Annotated in this window: 20 protein-coding genes; all 20 read right to left on the reverse strand. The window is 56.5% G+C overall.

The window, feature by feature from the left end; translation table 11 throughout:
- Positions 1-79: 79 nt before the first annotated feature.
- Positions 80-916: a CheW domain-containing protein gene (locus BMZ32_RS18590; protein WP_090244832.1), complete on the reverse strand. Its 837-nt coding sequence runs from the start codon at positions 914-916 to the stop codon at positions 80-82.
- A gap of 87 nt (positions 917-1,003) precedes the next feature.
- Complete coding sequence (locus BMZ32_RS18595) at positions 1,004-1,792, reverse strand: ParA family protein (protein ID WP_090244834.1); 789 nt, start codon at positions 1,790-1,792, stop codon at positions 1,004-1,006.
- Positions 1,793-1,843: 51 nt separating this feature from the next.
- Positions 1,844-2,713: a flagellar motor protein MotD gene (gene motD, locus BMZ32_RS18600; protein ID WP_090244837.1), complete on the reverse strand. Its 870-nt coding sequence runs from the start codon at positions 2,711-2,713 to the stop codon at positions 1,844-1,846.
- Positions 2,714-2,725: 12 nt separating this feature from the next.
- Positions 2,726-3,466: a flagellar motor protein gene (locus tag BMZ32_RS18605; RefSeq protein ID WP_090244840.1), complete on the reverse strand. Its 741-nt coding sequence runs from the start codon at positions 3,464-3,466 to the stop codon at positions 2,726-2,728.
- Positions 3,466-4,566: a protein-glutamate methylesterase/protein-glutamine glutaminase gene (locus BMZ32_RS18610; protein ID WP_090244842.1), complete on the reverse strand. Its 1,101-nt coding sequence runs from the start codon at positions 4,564-4,566 to the stop codon at positions 3,466-3,468. The genes BMZ32_RS18605 and BMZ32_RS18610 overlap by 1 nt, the downstream gene beginning before the upstream one ends.
- Before the next feature lie 44 nt (positions 4,567-4,610).
- The gene (locus tag BMZ32_RS18615; protein WP_090244844.1) at positions 4,611-6,779 is read right to left on the reverse strand and encodes a chemotaxis protein CheA; all 2,169 of its coding nucleotides are present in this window, start codon (positions 6,777-6,779) and stop codon (positions 4,611-4,613) included.
- An 11-nt stretch (positions 6,780-6,790) separates the two neighbouring features.
- Positions 6,791-7,579, reverse strand: coding sequence for a protein phosphatase CheZ (locus BMZ32_RS18620; protein WP_090244847.1), 789 nt, complete (start codon positions 7,577-7,579; stop codon positions 6,791-6,793).
- Between the two features lie 18 nt (positions 7,580-7,597).
- A complete protein-coding gene (locus tag BMZ32_RS18625) occupies positions 7,598-7,972 on the reverse strand; it encodes a chemotaxis response regulator CheY (RefSeq protein ID WP_208598743.1) in 375 nt (124 codons plus the stop codon).
- 94 nt (positions 7,973-8,066) lie between these two features.
- Positions 8,067-8,813 carry an RNA polymerase sigma factor FliA gene (fliA, locus tag BMZ32_RS18630; RefSeq protein WP_090244852.1) on the reverse strand — a complete coding sequence of 249 codons (747 nt, stop codon included), beginning with the start codon at positions 8,811-8,813 and terminating at the stop codon, positions 8,067-8,069.
- Entirely contained in the window at positions 8,810-9,640 is an 831-nt protein-coding gene (fleN, locus tag BMZ32_RS18635; protein ID WP_208598744.1) for a flagellar synthesis regulator FleN, read from the reverse strand. The genes fliA and fleN overlap by 4 nt, the downstream gene beginning before the upstream one ends.
- Positions 9,641-9,717: 77 nt before the next feature.
- Positions 9,718-11,016, reverse strand: a complete 1,299-nt coding sequence (flhF, locus tag BMZ32_RS18640) for a flagellar biosynthesis GTPase FlhF (RefSeq protein WP_090244855.1) — start codon at positions 11,014-11,016, stop codon at positions 9,718-9,720.
- 15 nt (positions 11,017-11,031) lie between these two features.
- Complete coding sequence (gene flhA, locus BMZ32_RS18645; protein WP_090245062.1) at positions 11,032-13,155, reverse strand: flagellar biosynthesis protein FlhA; 2,124 nt, start codon at positions 13,153-13,155, stop codon at positions 11,032-11,034.
- Positions 13,156-13,291: 136 nt separating this feature from the next.
- A complete protein-coding gene (flhB, locus tag BMZ32_RS18650) occupies positions 13,292-14,428 on the reverse strand; it encodes a flagellar biosynthesis protein FlhB (protein ID WP_090244858.1) in 1,137 nt (378 codons plus the stop codon).
- Positions 14,429-14,431: 3 nt separating this feature from the next.
- Positions 14,432-15,208 carry a flagellar biosynthetic protein FliR gene (fliR, locus tag BMZ32_RS18655; RefSeq protein WP_090244859.1) on the reverse strand — a complete coding sequence of 259 codons (777 nt, stop codon included), beginning with the start codon at positions 15,206-15,208 and terminating at the stop codon, positions 14,432-14,434.
- A 1-nt stretch (position 15,209) separates the two neighbouring features.
- On the reverse strand, positions 15,210-15,479 hold the full coding sequence (fliQ, locus tag BMZ32_RS18660; RefSeq protein ID WP_090244862.1) for a flagellar biosynthesis protein FliQ: 270 nt from the start codon (positions 15,477-15,479) through the stop codon (positions 15,210-15,212).
- Between the two features lie 2 nt (positions 15,480-15,481).
- Entirely contained in the window at positions 15,482-16,267 is a 786-nt protein-coding gene (gene fliP, locus BMZ32_RS18665) for a flagellar type III secretion system pore protein FliP (protein ID WP_090244865.1), read from the reverse strand.
- Positions 16,267-16,698, reverse strand: a complete 432-nt coding sequence (fliO, locus tag BMZ32_RS18670) for a flagellar biosynthetic protein FliO (protein WP_090244868.1) — start codon at positions 16,696-16,698, stop codon at positions 16,267-16,269. Before fliO ends, fliP begins: the two co-directional genes overlap by 1 nt.
- 2 nt (positions 16,699-16,700) lie before the next feature.
- Positions 16,701-17,186, reverse strand: a complete 486-nt coding sequence (gene fliN / locus BMZ32_RS18675) for a flagellar motor switch protein FliN (RefSeq protein ID WP_090244870.1) — start codon at positions 17,184-17,186, stop codon at positions 16,701-16,703.
- A gap of 35 nt (positions 17,187-17,221) precedes the next feature.
- Positions 17,222-18,193, reverse strand: coding sequence for a flagellar motor switch protein FliM (fliM, locus tag BMZ32_RS18680; protein ID WP_090244873.1), 972 nt, complete (start codon positions 18,191-18,193; stop codon positions 17,222-17,224).
- 13 nt (positions 18,194-18,206) lie between these two features.
- Positions 18,207-18,734 (reverse strand): flagellar basal body-associated protein FliL, encoded by a 528-nt coding sequence (fliL, locus tag BMZ32_RS18685; RefSeq protein ID WP_090244875.1) that lies wholly within the window; start codon positions 18,732-18,734, stop codon positions 18,207-18,209.
- Positions 18,735-18,799 lie beyond the last annotated feature (65 nt).

The following is an 18,799-nucleotide window of genomic DNA, read 5'->3' on the forward strand; positions in this document are numbered from 1 at the left end:
ACGGCGGTAATCGCGGATGTCTAGCCCGCTGTCATTACTATAGTTGCAGAGCTGCGCAAAACGCACAGCCCGACATTATTCAGTGACCCTTGCTGGCGGCCATGCGTTTGGCCGCACCACTGGCAATCAACTCGGCCAAGGATGCAATATCCAACAGGGCACACATGTGTTCAATAACCGTACCCGCCAACCACGGACGTTGAGTCCGCTGGCTACGCCATTTGACTTCATTCGGATCGAGTCGAATAGAACGGCTGACCTGATGCACGGCCAGCCCCCACTCGTAACCCTGGACGGAAATCACAAACTGTAAGCCTTGACGAAAATCATCACGGTAACGATCAGGCATCACCCAGCGCGCAGTATCGAGCACCTTCAGGTTGCCGGCCTGGCACGGCAGTATGCCGAGAAACCAGTCGGGTTGGCCAAATAACGGCGTGAGCTCCTGGCCTTCCAAGGGATAAATCGAGCCTAGGCACACCAGCGGCACCGCTAATGTCAGACCTGCCACGTCGAACAACAGGCACTCGAAAGGCCCCTGAGCCCACTCCGGCCGCCCCTGCAACTCTGCTTCAGGCAGCATCAGCATCTGAGGCGGCGGCACAGCCTCGACCACAACAGCTGCCTCGGCCACTTGCTGCAGCACCTCAAGGTGCACTTCAACCTTCGGCGCTGATATTTCAATAGTGGGTAACACTAACGGTCGCGCAGCCAGCTCAGCCAAAGGTTTGGTGGCCATAGCTTGCACATGAGGCACGACTCGGGCATCGCGAACCTGCTCTTCGAGCACCGCCGCCTCGAACTCCTCCAGCGTGATGCTATCAGCTAGTTCGACCGCAGCCTCCTGCAACAAGCTATCCAGATAGGACTGCAAAGCCAGTTGCGGACGTGTAGCGGTGGCAAGAGGACGACTCATGAATACAACCCATAATAACAATCTGTACAGACTATCGGCCGCGCTAGCGACAGACTTGAGCCTATATCTTCAACATAGCCGCTCATTTTAGGCGACCTGAGCGGCAACCTGCTGTGCCAGCAAGTGCTTGAGTAGGGCCCGGTAAGCAATCACGCCACGGCTATTTTTGTCGAATTGCGACGGCGTCAGTCCAGCTCGGCTGGCGTCGCGCAAACGCGTATCGACTGGAATATAGGCCTGCCATAGATGTTCAAGGTAGTTGTTGCGCAGTACCCGCAGGGTACTCATGGAAGCCTGTGTGCGGCGATCAAACAGGGTCGGCACGATGGTATAAGGCAGTGCCTGCTGCCGCGAACGGTTGATCATGGCCAAGGTATTGACCATGCGCTCAAGGCCTTTTACCGCGAGAAATTCAGTCTGCACCGGAATCACCAACTGCTGGCTGGCTGCAAGAGCATTGACCATCAACACGCCGAGCAAGGGCGGACTGTCAATCACCGCATGATCGAACTCCTCCCAGAGCTGCGCCAAACTCTTGGCAATCACCAGGCCCAGGCCACTCTGCCCTGGCGATTGGCGCTCCAATGTGGCCAGTGCAGTGCTGGAAGGCAGCAAGGAAATACGCTCATTGCTGGTCGGCAACAGCAACTGCTGTGGCAAGCCACGCGGCACGCTGCCCTTGTGTTGAAACAAGTCAAAACTGCTGTGCTCCAGGCTGTCAGGGTCGTGCCCGAAATAGCTGGTCATCGAGCCATGAGGATCGAGATCGACCACCACCACGCGCTTACCGGCATCGGCCAGCAGGCCCGCCAAGGCGATTGATGTGGTGGTCTTACCGACTCCACCTTTTTGATTGGCTACTGCCCAGACTCTCATCGTTATCATCCTCCCGGTGCAGTTGATGCCTGACCGAGAACGGGGCCACCCTTATGGGACCGGCGACGGGGGGTTGACGGCACCCGCTTGCGGGGCCGGCGCTGCCAGTGTTGCTGCAGGTTGCGTGCCAGCCCGTTTGAGGGCTGCATCAGGTTTAGCATTAGCGCTGCCCACACCACTCACGCTGCGGCGCACATCGAGATTGCGCGATATCACCAACACCACCCTGCGGTTACGTCCACGCCCCTCGGCCGTGGTGTTGTCGGCTACAGGCTGGAATTCACCGTAGCCCACGGCTGCCAAACGACCTGGGTTAACCCCATCTATTGCCAACATCCGCACGATACTGGCAGCGCGGGCGGTAGACAGCTCCCAGTTGGTTGGGAACTGCGCGGTTTGAATCGGCAGATTATCGGTGAAGCCTTCGACATGAATCGGGTTCTCGTAAGGCGCCAAAATTTTGGCTACCTTCTCGATAATATCGAATGCGGCATTGTTAGGTACGGCATCACCGCTAATAAACAGCAGGCTGGAGCTAAGCTCGATCTCGATCCATAGCTCATTGCCGCTAACCTTGAGCTGCTCGGACTGAATCAGGTCACCAAAGGCTTCGCGTATGCTTTGGGCGATGCTTTGCAGAGAATCGGCAGCCGACAGCGTGCTCTCTTCATCCACTAGGGAACGATCGGGTTCGGTGGTACGCGGCCGCTCATCACCGACGGGGATCGGCTTGATCGCCCGATCCGGCTGATTGAACACCCCGGTCAGGCTATCTGAAAAAATTTTGTACTTGCCTTCATTGATCGAGGAAATCGAGTACATCACGACGAAAAACGCAAACAATAAGGTAATGAAGTCGGCGTAAGAGACCAGCCATCGTTCGTGGTTTTCATGTTCTTCTTGATGACGCCTGCGAGCCATACTGTGCCTCCATCAGTCCATAAAGCCTTGCAGCTTCAGTTCGATGGAGCGCGGGTTCTCACCCTCGGCAATCGACAGGATGCCTTCGAGCAGCATCTCGCGATAACGCGATTGGCGCTGGGCAATGGCTTTGAGCTTATTACCAATGGGCAACAGCAACAGGTTGGCAAAGCCCACGCCATAAATAGTCGCGACAAATGCCACCGCAATCCCACTGCCGAGCATGCTCGGGTCAGCCAAATTGCCCATGACATGGATCAAACCCATCACAGCACCGATAATGCCAATGGTGGGCGCGTACCCCCCCATGCTTTCGAATACCTTAGCGGCCTGAATATCTCGACCTTCCTGAGTGTACAGATCAACTTCAAGAATACTGCGAATGGCCTCCGGCTCCGCACCATCAACCAGTAACTGTAAACCTTTGCGGGCGAAAGGATCGGACTCGACATCGGCCATCGCCTCAAGGCCCAACAAGCCTTCCTTACGTGCGGTCATGCTCCAACCAACCACTCGGTTGATTCCGCCTAATAGATCTATGCGCGGCGGGAAAAAAATCCAGCTGATGATTGCCAAAGCACGTTTGAATACATGTACGGGGGCCTGCAAGAACGCTGCACCTAAAGTGCCGCCGATCACGATCAGTGCCGCCGGCCCATTGAGCAAAGCGCCAACATGGCCACCTTCGAGGTAGTTGCCGCCGAGGATGGCGACAAATGCCAGGATGACCCCAATCAGGCTCAGTACATCCATTAAATACAGGTCTCCACCAGATGCCGGCCGATATCATCCAGCGGGTAGACGGCGTCGGCTAAGCTGGCTTTGACGATGGCCATGGGCATGCCATAAATCACGCAACTGGCTTCATCCTGCGCCCATACCTGGCTGCCCATCTGTTTAAGCAGGCGCGCACCTTCACGGCCGTCTGCGCCCATACCCGTCAGCACCACTGCCAGCACTTTGTCCGCGTAAGACTTGGCCACAGAACCGAAGGTGATATCGACACACGGCTTGTAATTGAGACGCTCGTCACCCGGCAGGATCTTCACCATGCCACGGGCGTCGATCATCATCTGCTTGCCGCCAGGGGCCAGCAGCGCCAGCCCAGGCCGCAGCACATCACCATCCTCAGCCTCCTTAACACTAATACGGCACAATTTGTCGAGGCGCTCGGCAAAGGCCTTGGTGAAGGCTGCAGGCATGTGCTGGATCAGCACCAGCGGCGCTGGGAAGTTAGCCGGTAACTGTGTCAACACACGCTGCAGCGCTACCGGCCCACCCGTTGAGGTGCCGATAGCGACTAACTTATAGGGCTTACGCTTGGGTGTAGCACTCGACACCGCTGCAGGTGCACCCGCAGGCCGAACCAGCGTGCTGGCCGTTGAGGCGGGGCGTACCGCTGGCCTGACTGGCGCAGCAGCTATTGCCGCAGGCTGCGGGCTCAGGCTGCGGCGGTTGCTGCGGGCGATGGTATGGATTTTCTCGCAGAGCAGCTGCTTTACCCGCTCGGGGTTGCGCGAAATATCTTCAAAATTCTTCGGCAGAAAATCCACGGCACCCGCTTCAAGGGCATCCAAGGTAACGCGCGCGCCCTCATGGGTCAGCGAGGAAAACATCAATACCGGCGTTGGGCAGCGCTGCATGATGTTACGCACGGCCGTGATGCCATCCATCATCGGCATCTCGTAATCCATGGTAATCACATCAGGCTTGAGGGCCTGAGCCTGCTCAATAGCTTCACGACCGTTAGTGGCGGTACCGATTACCTGAATATTCGGATCGGCTGAAAGAATTTCCGAGACGCGCCGACGAAAAAAACCGGAGTCATCTACCACCAACACCTTAACAGCCATATACAACTCCTAAGCGACGCGAAAAATACCCGCGCCGCGAACAATCAGATACGTCGCGCGTAATGTTTGAGCATGCTCGGCACGTCAAGAATCAGAGCAATACGACCATCGCCGGTGATAGTTGCGCCTGACATGCCTGGAGTACCCTGCAGCATCTTGCCCAGCGGCTTGATTACCACTTCTTCCTGGCCTACCAGCTGATCAACCACAAAGCCAATACGCTGGCTGCCGACGGTCAGAATCACCACATGCCCTTCGCCCTGCACCACATGGGCAGCATTACCGATCAACCAACGCTTGAGGTAGAACAGCGGCAAGGCTTTATCACGCACGACCACCACTTCCTGACCATCAACAATATTGGTGCGCGACAGATCAAGGTGGAAGATTTCGTTAACGTTAACCAGCGGAAAGGCAAACGCCTGATTGCCCAGCATCACCATCAGCGTCGGCATGATCGCCAAGGTCAGCGGCACCTTAATGACAATCTTCGAACCCTGCCCCTTTACCGAAAATACGTTGACGGTGCCGTTGAGCTGGTTAATTTTAGTTTTCACCACGTCCATGCCCACGCCACGACCGGAGACATCGGATATCTCAGTCTTGGTCGAGAAGCCGGGGGCGAAAATCAGGTTGTAGCATTCGAACTCATTGAGACGGTCGGCTGCGTCTTTATCCAGCAGACCTTTCTCCACCGCTTTGGCGCGCAGCACATCCGCGTCCATGCCCTTGCCGTCATCGGAGATCGACAACAGGATGTGATCGCCTTCTTGCTCGGCGGACAGCACCACCTTGCCGCCCCTCGCCTTACCTGAGGCCTCACGCTCTTCCGGGGTTTCAATACCGTGATCAACCGCGTTGCGCACCAAGTGCACCAGCGGATCGGCAAGCGCCTCGACCAAGTTTTTGTCGAGGTCGGTCTCTTCGCCGACCAGTTCCAAGTTAATTTCTTTTTTCAGCTGACGTGCCAGATCACGGACCAGGCGAGGGAAGCGCCCGAAGACCTTCTTGATCGGCTGCATGCGGGTTTTCATCACCGCCGTCTGCAGATCGGCCGTGACCACATCCAAATTGGACACCGCCTTGGACATAGCTTCATCGCCGCTGCTAGAGCCCAAACGCACGAGGCGGTTACGCACCAGCACCAGCTCGCCGACCATGTTCATGATTTCATCCAAGCGCGCAGTGTCGACCCGCACTGTGGTTTCCGCTTCGCTGGGCGGCGCGGCCTTTTCTACTGCAGGCACCTTAACTGGCTCAGCCTTAGCAGCAGGTTTTACGGCGGGTTTAGCTGCAACGCTGGCAGATTCCGCAGGCTTGGTGACAGGTGCTGGCGCAGCGGGCTTAATCACTTCAGGCTCGACAAACTTGCCTTTGCCGTGCAGCTGATCGAGCAAAGCTTCGAACTCATCGTCGGTAATATCACCGCTCGCTGCAGCCGCAGACTCAGCTACCGGAGCGACAGGGGCCGATGCAGCTGGCGCTGCAAACTGCCCTTTGCCATGTAACTGATCGAGTAGCGACTCAAACTCGTCATCGGTTATTTCATTGCCAGCCGTTGACACCGGCGCAACAAAAGCAGGTGCGACAGGTGCCGCAGGAACTTCAGGTGCTACGAATTGACCTTTACCATGCAGCTGGTCGAGCAACGACTCGAACTCATCATCGGTAATTTCATCGCTGCTGGCGGCGCTAGAAACTGGTGCCGGTGATTGATCCAGAGCGCCGAGCAATGTCTCGAATTCACTGTCGGTAATATCGCCAGCAGCATGCCCAGGTTCAAGCGCCGACTCAGCCGGCGTTTCAACCGGCGGTTCAGCGCCGCCAGGCTCAGCCAAGCGCGCCAAAGCAGCCAGCAGTGCCGGGGTGGCTGGGGTTAGATCGGTACGCTCACGCACCTCGGTAAACATGCTGTTGACGGCATCCAGTGCTTCCAGCACCACATCCATCAACGCGGAGTCGACGCGCCGCTCACCCTTACGCAGGATGTCGAAGACGTTTTCTGCGATATGGCAGCATTCCACCAGCTCGTTAAGCTGGAGAAAACCAGCACCACCTTTGACGGTATGAAACCCGCGAAAAATAGCGTTGAGCAGATTCATGTCGTCCGGACGACTTTCCAGCTCTACCAGCTGCTCGGACAATAAATCAAGAATCTCGCCGGCCTCTACCAGGAAGTCCTGGAGGATTTCTTCATCGGCGCCGAAGCTCATAAGACGTGCTCCTAAAATCCCAGGCTGGAAAGCAGATCGTCAACATCATCCTGACTGGATGCGACGTCTTCATGCTTATCGGCATGAATCTGCGGACCTTCACCACGTGAAGGCTCTTTTTGTTTTTCTTGTTCAGCGCGGAGTAACTCATAGTTGTGTTCAATACCGGCGAACTGATCCACCTGGCTGGCCATCAATACAAGTTTCAACAGGTTGCTTTCAACCTCGGTAACCAACTGGGTTACCCGCTTAATCACCTGCCCTGTCAGGTCCTGATAGTCCTGAGCCAGTAAAATATCGTTGAGGTGCCCAGAAATTTTCGCCCCGTCGCGCTCGCTGCTTGCGAGAAAAAGCTCAACGCGCTTAGCCAGTTCACGAAAACCATCAGCGCTCATCTCGCGGCGCATAAAACGCCCCCAGTCTGCACTCAGGCTTTGCGCTTCATCACTGAGGCCATTAACTAGAGGTGCGCTCAACTCAACCAGATCCATGGTGCGATTGGCCGCTCTCTCGGTCATCGTCACCACATAATTGAGGCGTTCGGTGGCATCAGTAATTTGCGAAACTTCAGTGGCATGCGGCACGCGCGGGTCAAGCTGAAAGTTGACAATAGCGTTGTGTAGCTCACGGGTCAGCTTGCCGACCTCGTGATACAGACCGCGGTCACGCGCCTTATTCAGCTCATGTATCAGCTGTACCGCTTCACCAAAGTTGCCTTTTTCTAGGCTGTCTACCAGCTGGCGAGCGCTGTGCTTCAGGGACGTCTCAAGCTCACCCTGGACGGAGTTTTTATGTTCCATAGAACCTCGTGGCAGACATCAGCCATTGACCCGTTCAAAGATCTTCTCAATCTTTTCTTTCAATACCTGAGCGGTGAACGGCTTAACCACATAACCGTTAACCCCAGCCTGGGCGGCCTCGATTATCTGATCGCGCTTAGCTTCTGCCGTAACCATCAGCACCGGCAGACTTTTCAGGCGATCATCCGCACGGACAGCGCGCAACAGGTCAATACCGGTCATACCGGGCATATTCCAGTCGGTTACCAGAAAGTCGAAGCTTCCGCTTTGCAGCATTGGCAATGCAGTCGTGCCGTCGTCGGCCTCTGCGGTGTTGGTGAACCCCAAGTCACGCAGGAGGTTCTTGATGATCCGTCGCATCGTTGAAAAGTCATCAACAATGAGGATTTTCATGTTTTTGTCCAAGTCGACCTCCGTACAGTTCCAAACGCACCCAGCAACCTGCATGCGCCTTTATTCGTGAAACCAGCTGCGCTAGCGAAACAGTTTAATGTGCGCGCCACTCACCCAAGCGAGCGCGTAAGCGAGCGGCACATTGACTGTGTAGTTGGCTTACGCGTGACTCGCTAACCCCCAACACCGCGCCGATCTCTTTAAGGTTCAATTCTTCATCGTAATACAGTGCCAGCACCAAGCGCTCACGCTCCGGCAGATTGGCGATGGCATCCGCCAAGGCCGCCTGAAAGCGTTCATCTTCAAGATCACGAGAAGGTTCAAGGTGGTGGTTGCCCGTATCTTCGGCCAACTCACCGTGCTCGCCGTCCTGCAATAAGTCGTCGAAGCTGAACAGGCGGCTGCCTAAAGTGTCGCCAAGAATGCCGTAGTAATCCTCGAGACTCAATTGGAGTTCGGCCGCAACCTCTTGATCTTTAGCGTCGCGACCGGTTCTAGCCTCAACTTTTCGAATGGCGTCGCTTACCATGCGGCTATTGCGGTGTACAGAACGGGGGGCCCAGTCACCTTTGCGCACCTCATCGAGCATGGAACCGCGAATGCGGATGCCAACGAATGTCTCGAAGCTCGCACCTTTGCTGGAATCGTATTTTTTTGACGCTTCGAGCAGGCCGATCATCCCGGCTTGGATCAAGTCGTCAACCTGCACACTGGCCGGCAAGCGTGCCAGCAGGTGATAAGCAATGCGTTTGACTAGAGGCGCATAGCGCTCGATCAACTGGTGCTGGGAGTCCTGCGCCTGCGCTTTGCTATACATACGAAGTCCAGAGGCTGCTGTCATATGGCCGTGTCTGCGATCGGCTGCTGCACCAAGCGTTCAACAAAGAACTCTAAATGACCACGCGGGTTGGCCGGTAACGGCCAAGCGTCGACTTTCTGAGCGATTGCTTTGAACGCCAGTGCGCATTTCGAGCGCGGGAAAGCTTCGTAAACCGCGCGCTGCTTCTGCACGGCCTTGCGCACTGATTCGTCGTACGGCACTGCGCCCACATACTGCAGAGCAACGTCAAGAAAACGATCAGTGACCTTAGTCAACTTAGCAAAGAGGTTACGACCTTCCTGCGGACTATGGGCCATATTGGCCAATACCCGGAAACGATTCATACCGTGATCGCGGTTGAGCAACTTGATCAGCGCATAGGCGTCAGTAATCGAGGTCGGCTCATCACATACCACCACCAGCACTTCTTGTGCTGCGCGCACAAAGCTGACTACACCATCGCCGATACCGGCCGCGGTGTCGATAATCAGCACATCGAGGTTGTCGCTGATATCGCTGAATGCTTGGATTAATCCAGCATGCTGCATCGGCGACAGCTGCACCATGCTCTGAATGCCTGAAGCGGCGGGCACAATGCGAATACCACCAGGCCCTAGCAACAGCACGTCACGCAGCTCGCACTCGCCACTGATAACGTCTTCAAGAGTGCGTTTAGCACTGAGCCCCAACAATACATCGACGTTAGCCAAGCCCAAATCGGCGTCCATCAACATAACCCGGCGCCCCAGATCAGCCAGGGCCAATGCCAGGTTCACTGAGACGTTGGTCTTGCCGACGCCACCTTTGCCGCCGGTCACCGCAATCACCTGTACGGGATGCATACCCATAATCTCTAACACCTTGTCTAACTTCGACTGGGACCACTTGGTCGGCTACACACCGCTCAATTCCAACAGCATTTCACTTAACTAACGTGCCGTGCGGGCTGCTGGTAAAGACCGGAAAACATCTCCGCCATCGTATCCTCGCTCGGTTCTTGGGTCGCTTGCAGCCCAACGGCCCGGCTAACCAATTGATGACTGCGCGGAATCTGCAGATCATCGGGAATGCGTGGCCCATCAGTTAGATAGGCTACCGGTAGACGTTGGCTAATAGCCAGTCCTAAAACCTCACCCAAACTGGTGGCTTCATCCGCTTTGGTGACAATACAGCCAACCAGGCCACAGCGTTTGTAACTATGGTAGGCGGCTTTCAGTACTTGGCCCTGACTGGTTGCGGCCATCACCAGATAGTTTTTTGCGTTAATGCCTCGGCTGGCCAAGGCTTCCAGCTGCATACGCAGCGCCGGATCATTAGCCGGTAGACCGGCCGTATCGATCAGCACCACACGCTTACGCGCCAACGGCGCTAGGGCCTGGGTCAACGACTGGCCTGGGTCGACCAAGGTGACCGGCACGTTAAGAATACGGCCCAAGGTTTTTATCTGCTCCTGCGCGCCAATACGGTAGCTGTCGAGGCTGACCAAGGCGATATGCTGCGCGCCGTACTTGAGCACATAACGCGCCGCAAGCTTGGCCAACGTTGTGGTCTTGCCCATGCCAGCGGGGCCAACTAGGGCAATCACGCCGCCCTCTTCCATCGGCTCTTGCTGCGGCGTCTTGATCGCATGAGACAGATGCGCCAACAGCATGCGCCAGGCCTGACGCGGCTCGGCAATATTGGCGACGCGCTCAAGCAGCGCTTTCGACAGATCGGCGGATAGCCCCATACGCTGCAAGCGGCGCCATAAATTAGCTTGCTGTGGCTGGCGGTTCTGCAACTGGCCCCAGGCAATCGAACCCAGCTGTACTTCAATCAGCTCACGCAGGCCATGCAGCTCAAAGCGCATGGCGTCCAGGGCACCCTGGTCAGCGGAGGAAGATGATGAGCGCGCCGGTAGCAGCGCCTCAGCCAAGCGATCGACAGGTACGCTGGCCGCAGCGCCAAACAACTGACGATCCTTGCCCGCATCGACTTGAGTGCGCGTAGTCAGTTCGGCCTGGGCCGTGGCGATTTTCGCCTGGGTTTTGCGTAACTCGGCCTCTAACGCCGGATTAGGCTGACGGGACGGCGCGGCAGGCACTTGATAATCCAGTGCGGCAGTCAGTTCGACACCGCCGGCAACCCGGCGGTTGCCAATGATCGAGGCATCGGCACCCAGCTCATCACGCACCAGCTTCATGGCGGTACGCATATCGGCGGCGAAAAAGCGTTTGACCTGCATGGCCTATAACCTCGGTTAGTTCTGCCCCACCGTCGCAACGATGGTGACCTGCTTGTTATCCGGAATTTCCTGGTATGCCAGTACATGGATACTCGGAACCGCCAGCCGCGCGAATCGCGAGAGCATCGCCCGGACCGGACCAGCCACCAGCAGTATCACTGGCTTGCCGAGCATCTCCTGGCGCTGCGCCGCTTCCACTAGGGAACGCTGCAGCTTCTCGGCCATGCCCGGCTCCAGGAGGATGCCCTCCTCGGAGCCTTGACCGGCCTTCTGAATACTATTTAGCAATATTTGTTCCAACCTTGGCTCAAGGGTTATCACAGGCAGCTCCAGCTCTAGTCCCACAATGCTTTGCACAATTGCCCGAGCTAACGCGACGCGCACTGCAGCCACCATCACGGCGGGATCTTGACTCTTCACCGAGACGTTGGCGATGGCCTCGGCAATGGTGCGGATATCGCGCACCGGCACCTGTTCTTGCAGCAAGCTCTGTAGCACCTTGAGCAAGGTCGACAGGGAAATCATTCCAGGCACCAGCTCTTCGGCCAGTTTGGGCGAACTCTTGGCCAGCAGCTGCATCAACTGCTGCACCTCCTCATGGCCAAGCAGTTCATGAGCATGCTTATGCAGCACCTGATTAAGGTGGGTAGCGACCACGGTACTGGCATCCACCACGGTGTAACCGAGGGATTGCGCTTGGTCACGCTGATTCGGGTCGATCCACACCGCCTCCAGGCCAAATGCCGGATCTTTGGCGGCAATGCCATTGAGTGGGCCGAAGACCTGACCAGGATTAATCGCCAGCTCGCGATCTGGATACACCTCGGCCTCGGCTACGCTGACGCCCATCAAGGTCAACCGGTAGGCACTGGGCTGCAGATCAAGGTTGTCGCGGATGTGCACCGAGGGCATGAGAAAGCCCATTTCCTGGGAGAGCTTCTTGCGTACGCCCTTGATTCGCGCCAGCAGCTGACCACCCTGATTGCGATCAACCAGCGGGATCAGCCGATAACCAACCTCTAGGCCGACCATATCCACTGGCGTGACGTCATCCCAGCCTAACTCCTTGACCTCTTGAGCCTTCTGCGCCGGCAGCAACTCCTGCTGGCGCTGCACTTCCTTAACTTCGCTTTCTTTCGTCGTACGCTGCTTGTTGGCTATCCAATACGCGGCACCCGCCGCCACTAGCCCCAGGCTGATAAAGGAGAAGTGCGGCATGCCAGGCACCAAGCCCATGGCGATCATCACCGCAGCCGTCACCGCCAGCGCGCGCGGCGAAGCGAACATTTGCCGATTGACCTGCGCGCCCATATCTTCCGAACTGGAGACCCGGGTGACCATGATCGCGGCAGCCGTCGACAGCAGCAGCGAAGGGATCTGCGCAACCAAGCCATCACCGATGGTCAGCAAGGTATAGATACGGCCCGCGTCAGCAAAGCTCAGGTCATGCTGGAAGATCCCGATGGCCACACCGCCAATCAGGTTGATAAATAGAATCAGCAAACCGGCAATGGCATCACCACGCACAAACTTGCTGGCACCGTCCATGGAGCCATAGAAGTCGGCTTCCTGGGAAACTTCACTGCGCCGCAGCTTGGCCGTTTCCTGATCGATCAAACCGGCATTGAGATCGGCGTCGATGGCCATCTGCTTGCCGGGCATGGCATCCAAGGTGAAGCGCGCACTCACTTCAGAGATACGCCCAGCACCCTTGGTGACCACCACAAAGTTGATGATCATGAGAATGGCAAACACCACGATACCGACCACGTAGTTACCGCCGATCACCACCTCACCGAAGGCCTGAATCACCTTACCGGCGGCATCATGGCCGTCTTGACCATTGAGCAATACCACCCGAGTAGAGGCGACGTTAAGCGCCAGGCGCAGCAAGGTTGCCGCCAGCAGAATGGTTGGGAATACCGCGAAATCCAGCGGGCGCAAAGCATAGATCGCCACCAGCAGCACCACGATCGACAGGGCAATACTGAAGGTGAACAGTACATCGAGCAGGAAAGGCGGAATCGGCAGCATAACCATGCCGAGCATGACCAGCAGCATCAGCGGGATGCCCAGATTGCCCTGCTTTAACCCCGACAGGTTGCTGCGCACGTCACCGATCATTTGCGAGCGATCTATTGCCACACCACTACCCCAGCCAATTCAATCTTTTGACGCTTTGCGCGCCTCTGGGGAAGGAATTGCAAGAAGCTGTCCAACTTTGCCTAGCGTAGGTAAACAGCAGGTAAATGCGCTGATTGCAGCGGACGAATGATCAATCGTCGCGGCGTAAATCCGGCGGGATCGGGATATCTGGCAGCGGCCCTGGACGTTTGCCTTTACCCGCTTGGTACTGACGCAGCTGGTAGACGTAGGCCAGTACCTGAGCAATCGCCAAATAAAGCCCCGCGGGGATCTCCTGATCCAGTTCGGTGGAGTAGAACACCGCTCGTGCCAGGGCCGGAGACTCCAGCACCATGACCTTATGCTCATTGGCGATTTCACGAATCTTCAGGGCTGTAAAGTCGCCCCCCTTAGCCAGCAATACCGGGGCGCTGCCTTTGGCCGGGTCGTACTTCAAGGCCACCGCAAAGTGCGTCGGGTTGGTGATCACCACATCGGCGTCCGGTACCGACTGCATCATGCGCCGCTCGGCCATTTCGCGCTGCAACTGACGAATACGCTGCTTAACCTCAGGCTTGCCCTCGCTGTCTTTGTACTCGTCGCGCACTTCCTGCTTGGTCATCATCAGCTTCTGTTTGGTGCTCCAGAGCTGGAAGGGCACGTCTACGGCAGCAATCAAAATCAACCCGCAGGACATCCACAGCGCACTCCAGCCCACCACAGTCATCGAGTGCATAATGGCCGACTCTATCGGCTCATGGACAATCGCCAGCAGGTCATCCTGCCAAGCCGATAGCACCGTAATGCCCACCAGCAGAATCAGCACGAACTTAGCCAAGGCCTTGAGCAACTCAACCAGCGCCTGGGTGGAAAACATCCGCTTGAGCCCCGCCAATGGGTTCATCCGGCTGGCTTTTGGAGCCATGGCCTCTGCGGAAAAAAGCCAGCCCCCCAAAGAGATCGGCCCAACGATAGAGGCAATCAGCAGCAGGATAAACAACGGGAACAGTGCCTCGAGAGCAATCTGCCCGGAAGCGGCAAGCCACAGCCCCATGCTGCGTTCATCCATGATCACCTCGCGAGGCAAGGAGAAATTGCCACGCATGATCTCCAACATGGAGTTACCCATGCTGCCGCCAAACGCCAGCAAGCCGCCAAAGCCACCCAGGGTTACTGCCAGGGTATTGAGCTCTTTGGAACGGGCAATTTGGCCCTTCTCACGGGATTCGCGTAAGCGTTTCTCCGTGGGTTCCTCGCTTTTATCGGCACCGCTCTCGGATTCGGCCATGAATTACCCTGACCTCGCCATTTCACGGAGAAACTGCAACGCCTCAGTAGCAAACACTTGGTACTGAGCAAGAATATCGCTCATGCCAATCCACACAATCACCAACCCCAGCACCAGCGTCAGTGGGAAGCCGATGGAGAATATGTTGAGCTGCGGGGCAGCCCGGGTCATGACCCCAAATGCCAGATTAACCACCAGCAGTGCAGTGATTGCCGGCAGCACCAACAACAAGGCAGCTCCCATTACCCAGCTCAGTTTATTGGCAATTTCCCAGTAGCTGTCCACCAAAAAACCACCGCCGACCGGCAGGGTGAAAAAGCTTTCGGTGAGCACCTCGAACACCACCAGATGGGCGTTCATGGCGAGGAACAGCAAGGTCACCAAAATCATAAACACCTGGCCGATTACCGGCACCGAAATGCCGTTGGCCGGGTCGACCATAGAGGCGAAACCCAGGCCCATCTGCATGGCCACAATCTGCCCGGCGATGGCGAATATTTGGAAGAAAAGCTGCAGAACAAAGCCCAGCATCACGCCAATCAGGATCTCTTGAGCGATCCAGATAAAAGCCTGCACGCTGATAGCATCGACCACCGGCATCGGCGGCAGGGTCGGCATGATGGCCAGGCAAATAGCCACAGCTAAATACAGACGCACCCGGGTCGACACCAACTGGGTGCCAATGATCGGCATAAACATCAGCAGCCCAGCAATGCGAAACAGCGGCAGCAAAAAGCTACCCACCCATGCGCCGATCTGCTCGTTGCTTAGCTCAAGCATGTCAACCGATCAGCTGCGGAATATTCATGATCAGGTTCTCGGTGTACTCCATCAGCTCCCGCACCAGCCAGGGGCCAGCGAAGATCAGCACCAATAAAATAACCAATAACCTCGGCAAGAAACTTAAGGTCTGCTCGTTGATCTGGGTAGCCGCCTGAAACATTGCCACTAGCAGCCCCACAATCAAACTAGGCACAACCAGGATCGCGACAATGCTAGCGGTCAGCCACAAGGCACCGCGCACAATATCCACTGCTACTTCAGGCGTCATGACTAAGTGCCTCCGAAACTGGCGGCCAGGGTACCCATGATCAACGCCCAGCCATCAATCAGGACAAACAGCATGATTTTGAACGGCAGGGAAATGATCAGCGGCGACAGCATCATCATGCCCATCGCCATCAGAATACTGGCCACTACCATGTCGATGATCAAGAACGGGATAAAGATCATAAAGCCGATTTGGAAGGCGGTTTTCAGCTCGGAGGTGACGAAGGCCGGCACCAGAATAGTCAGCGGTGCATCTTCCGGCGTGGCGATATCAGTGCGTTTGGATAAGCGCACGAACAGTTCCAAATCACTTTCACGGGTCTGCGACAGCATGAAGTTCTTGATCGGCCCTTCAGCTTTGAGGATCGCATCCTGAGCGGTCATCTGCTCGCTGAGGTAGGGCTGCAGGGCTTCGCGATTAATCTGATCAAATACCGGGGCCATGATAAACATGGTCAGAAAAAGCGCCAAACCAACAAGAATTTGGTTCGACGGCGTTTGTTGTAGGCCCAGAGCCTGACGCAGAATCGAGAAGACGATGATGATCCGGGTAAAGCTGGTCATCAGCATGACAAACGCAGGGATAAAACTCAGCGCGGTCATGATCAGCAAGATTTGCAGGCTTACCGAGTATTCCTGCTGCCCTTCGGTGTCGGTACTCAGGGTGATCGCCGGAATCGATAACGGGCTGCTGCCCGACTGAATCAGCGTACTGCCAGTCGGCGGATCTGCGGCGAAGGCAAGCGAAGCCCCCAGGCTAAAAACCAACACCAGTAACAGACGAAGCATCACGACTTGTCCTTCTGATCCTTGCCCAACAGCTCCATCAGGCGCTGGGCAAATTCGGTCGAAGCCGGCTCGGCATCCGGCAAATGTACCGGCTCCTGCATGACATGTAACGCGGTGATATTGCCTGGCGTCAGCCCCAGCAACACTTGCTCGCCGCCCACCTGTACCAGCACCAAGCGGTCGCGCGGCCCCAGGGCTTGGGTGGCCATGACCTTAATCACCTGACCACCACGCGGCACAATCTGCTGAACCCGGCGCATTAACCAGGCCAGCAGAAAAATCAACCCGATCACCAACAGCAAGCCCAACAAAAGCTGCACCAACTGCCCACCCATACCCGTGCTAGCAAGCGGGGCAGCCGCTTGTGCTACGGGTTCGGCAGCCGTTGCGACAAAGGGCAGAGCCAGGCCCAAAAGGAGGGTTCTATGCATGGTTAGCGCAACTTCTTGATGCGTTCACTGGGACTGATCACGTCGGTCAGGCGAATGCCAAATTTCTCATTCACCACCACCACTTCGCCATGAGCAATCAGGGTACCGTTAACCAACACATCCAATGGCTCGCCGGCCAGACGGTCCAGCTCAATCACCGAGCCCTGGTTAAGCTGCAGCAAGTTGCGAATAGTGATATCGGTATTACCGACCTCCATGGAGATCGACACCGGGATATCCAGAATCACATCCAGATTCGGTCCATCCAAGTTAACCGGCAGGTTGTTCTTGGGCGCGCTGCCGAACTCTTCCATGGGTGCACGCGGGACTGACGGCGCCGAATTGCTCGCGGCGAGCATGGCGTCGATATCGTCTTGCCCGGCATCACCGGCCTCAGACAATGCTGCAGCCCACTCATCGGCCAGTGCCTGCTCTTCAGGGGAGCTGGCCTCTTCGCCTTCATCAATATTGTCGTTTTCGTCTGCCATCGTTCTTCCTCGGCTGGCGTGAATAGGGTTAACAGTTAGCGCAGGCGCTCGATCGGGTCGATCACCTGCAAAGCCAGGTTGCCCTTATGGGCACCTAACTTGACCTTGAACGAAGGCACGCCATTGGCACAGAGCACCATATGGTCTGGCAGGTCTACGGGAATCACATCACCAGGCTGCATGTGCAAAATATCGCGTAATTTGAGCTGACGCTTTGCCACAGTGGCCCCCAGCGGCACGCTGACACCAAGGATGTCTTCACGCAGGGCCTTGATCCAACGCTCATCCTGATCGTCGACATCAGACTGAAAGCCCGCATCAAGCATTTCGCGAATCGGCTCGATCATCGAATACGGCATGGTGATATGCAGGTCACCGCCACCACCATCCAGCTCGATATGGAAGGTCGACACCACAATCACTTCACTGGGGCTGACGATGTTAGCCAGTGCTGGGTTCACTTCCGAGTTGACGTACTCGAAGTTGATATCCATCACTGCGTGCCAGGCTTCTTTCAGGTCGATAAACGCCTGATCTAGCACCATACGCACCACGCGCAACTCGGTCGGGGTGAACTCACGCCCTTCAATCTTGGCGTGACGACCATCGCCGCCAAAGAAATTGTCCACCAGCTTGAACACCAGCTTGGCGTCGAGAATAAACAGGCCGGTACCGCGCAGCGGTTTCATCTTCACTAGGTTGAGGCTGGTCGGCACGTACAGCGAGTGCACGTACTCACCGAACTTCATCACCTGCACGCCGCCCACCGCCACATCGGCGGAACGGCGCAGCAGGTTAAACATGCTGATGCGGGTATAACGGGCGAAGCGCTCGTTGATCATCTCCAGCGTCGGCATACGCCCACGGACAATCCGATCCTGGCTGGTCAGGTCATATTGCTTGACGCTTCCCGGTTCGGCCTCGTCCTCGGTTTCAACCAAGCCGTCATCAACACCGTGCAGCAGGGCATCGATTTCATCCTGGGAAAGCAGGTCTTGCATAGCCATATACCGCTCCGGGTTATTGCAATACGAGGTTGGTGAACAACACTTGCTCGACCGTGACCTTACCGGTCTCTTTCTCGGCCAACTCTTGTACGCTGGCAGTCGCCTGCTGGCGCAGCATTTCCTTACCCACCGGAGTGATCAGGGACGCAAAATCCTGACCGGAAAACAGCATCACCAGACGGTTACGCAATACCGGCATATGCACTTTCAGTGCATCAAGCGCCGCCTGATCACGGGTCATCAGGGCCACACTGACCTGCATATAGCGGGCGCGGCCCTGATAATTGAAATTCACCACGAATGCCGGCGACAGTTCTTCATAAATCGCTGCGAGCTTGACTGGCGCCGCGGGCTCGGCGCTGGCATCTGCCTTGGCTTCTTCAGCACCAGCATCCTTCTTGCTCAAAAAGAACCAGGTGCCGCCCACTGAAAGACCGATGGCCAGCAGTACGGCGAGCACGATGATGATGATCAGCTTCATTTTGCCGGCTGGTTTCGCTTCGCCATCTGCCGGCGCTTGCGCTGCTTCTTTCTTAGCCATGCCAATAATCCGTCATTATTCGGAGTTCTATCCGCTTTCAAAGGGTTGAGAGCAAGTGTTATGCC

Origin of the sequence: Pseudomonas guineae (assembly GCF_900113745.1) — a bacterium.
Lineage (GTDB): Bacteria > Pseudomonadota > Gammaproteobacteria > Pseudomonadales > Pseudomonadaceae > Aquipseudomonas > Aquipseudomonas guineae.

Excerpts from the sequence above, each read along its gene's own strand:
- BMZ32_RS18590 (WP_090244832.1), bottom strand. The coding sequence starts at position 916 with ATGAGTCGTCCTCTTGCCACCGCTACACGTCCGCAACTGGCTTTGCAG.
- BMZ32_RS18595 (WP_090244834.1), bottom strand. The coding sequence starts at position 1,792 with ATGAGAGTCTGGGCAGTAGCCAATCAAAAAGGTGGAGTCGGTAAGACC.
- motD (WP_090244837.1), bottom strand. The coding sequence starts at position 2,713 with ATGGCTCGCAGGCGTCATCAAGAAGAACATGAAAACCACGAACGATGG.
- BMZ32_RS18605 (WP_090244840.1), bottom strand. The coding sequence starts at position 3,466 with ATGGATGTACTGAGCCTGATTGGGGTCATCCTGGCATTTGTCGCCATC.
- BMZ32_RS18610 (WP_090244842.1), bottom strand. The coding sequence starts at position 4,566 with ATGGCTGTTAAGGTGTTGGTGGTAGATGACTCCGGTTTTTTTCGTCGG.
- BMZ32_RS18615 (WP_090244844.1), bottom strand. The coding sequence starts at position 6,779 with ATGAGCTTCGGCGCCGATGAAGAAATCCTCCAGGACTTCCTGGTAGAG.
- BMZ32_RS18620 (WP_090244847.1), bottom strand. The coding sequence starts at position 7,579 with ATGGAACATAAAAACTCCGTCCAGGGTGAGCTTGAGACGTCCCTGAAG.
- BMZ32_RS18625 (WP_208598743.1), bottom strand. The coding sequence starts at position 7,972 with ATGAAAATCCTCATTGTTGATGACTTTTCAACGATGCGACGGATCATC.
- fliA (WP_090244852.1), bottom strand. The coding sequence starts at position 8,813 with ATGACAGCAGCCTCTGGACTTCGTATGTATAGCAAAGCGCAGGCGCAG.
- fleN (WP_208598744.1), bottom strand. The coding sequence starts at position 9,640 with ATGGGTATGCATCCCGTACAGGTGATTGCGGTGACCGGCGGCAAAGGT.
- flhF (WP_090244855.1), bottom strand. The coding sequence starts at position 11,016 with ATGCAGGTCAAACGCTTTTTCGCCGCCGATATGCGTACCGCCATGAAG.
- flhB (WP_090244858.1), bottom strand. The coding sequence starts at position 14,428 with ATGGCCGAATCCGAGAGCGGTGCCGATAAAAGCGAGGAACCCACGGAG.
- fliR (WP_090244859.1), bottom strand. The coding sequence starts at position 15,208 with ATGCTTGAGCTAAGCAACGAGCAGATCGGCGCATGGGTGGGTAGCTTT.
- fliQ (WP_090244862.1), bottom strand. The coding sequence starts at position 15,479 with ATGACGCCTGAAGTAGCAGTGGATATTGTGCGCGGTGCCTTGTGGCTG.
- fliP (WP_090244865.1), bottom strand. The coding sequence starts at position 16,267 with ATGCTTCGTCTGTTACTGGTGTTGGTTTTTAGCCTGGGGGCTTCGCTT.
- fliO (WP_090244868.1), bottom strand. The coding sequence starts at position 16,698 with ATGCATAGAACCCTCCTTTTGGGCCTGGCTCTGCCCTTTGTCGCAACG.
- fliN (WP_090244870.1), bottom strand. The coding sequence starts at position 17,186 with ATGGCAGACGAAAACGACAATATTGATGAAGGCGAAGAGGCCAGCTCC.
- fliM (WP_090244873.1), bottom strand. The coding sequence starts at position 18,193 with ATGGCTATGCAAGACCTGCTTTCCCAGGATGAAATCGATGCCCTGCTG.
- fliL (WP_090244875.1), bottom strand. The coding sequence starts at position 18,734 with ATGGCTAAGAAAGAAGCAGCGCAAGCGCCGGCAGATGGCGAAGCGAAA.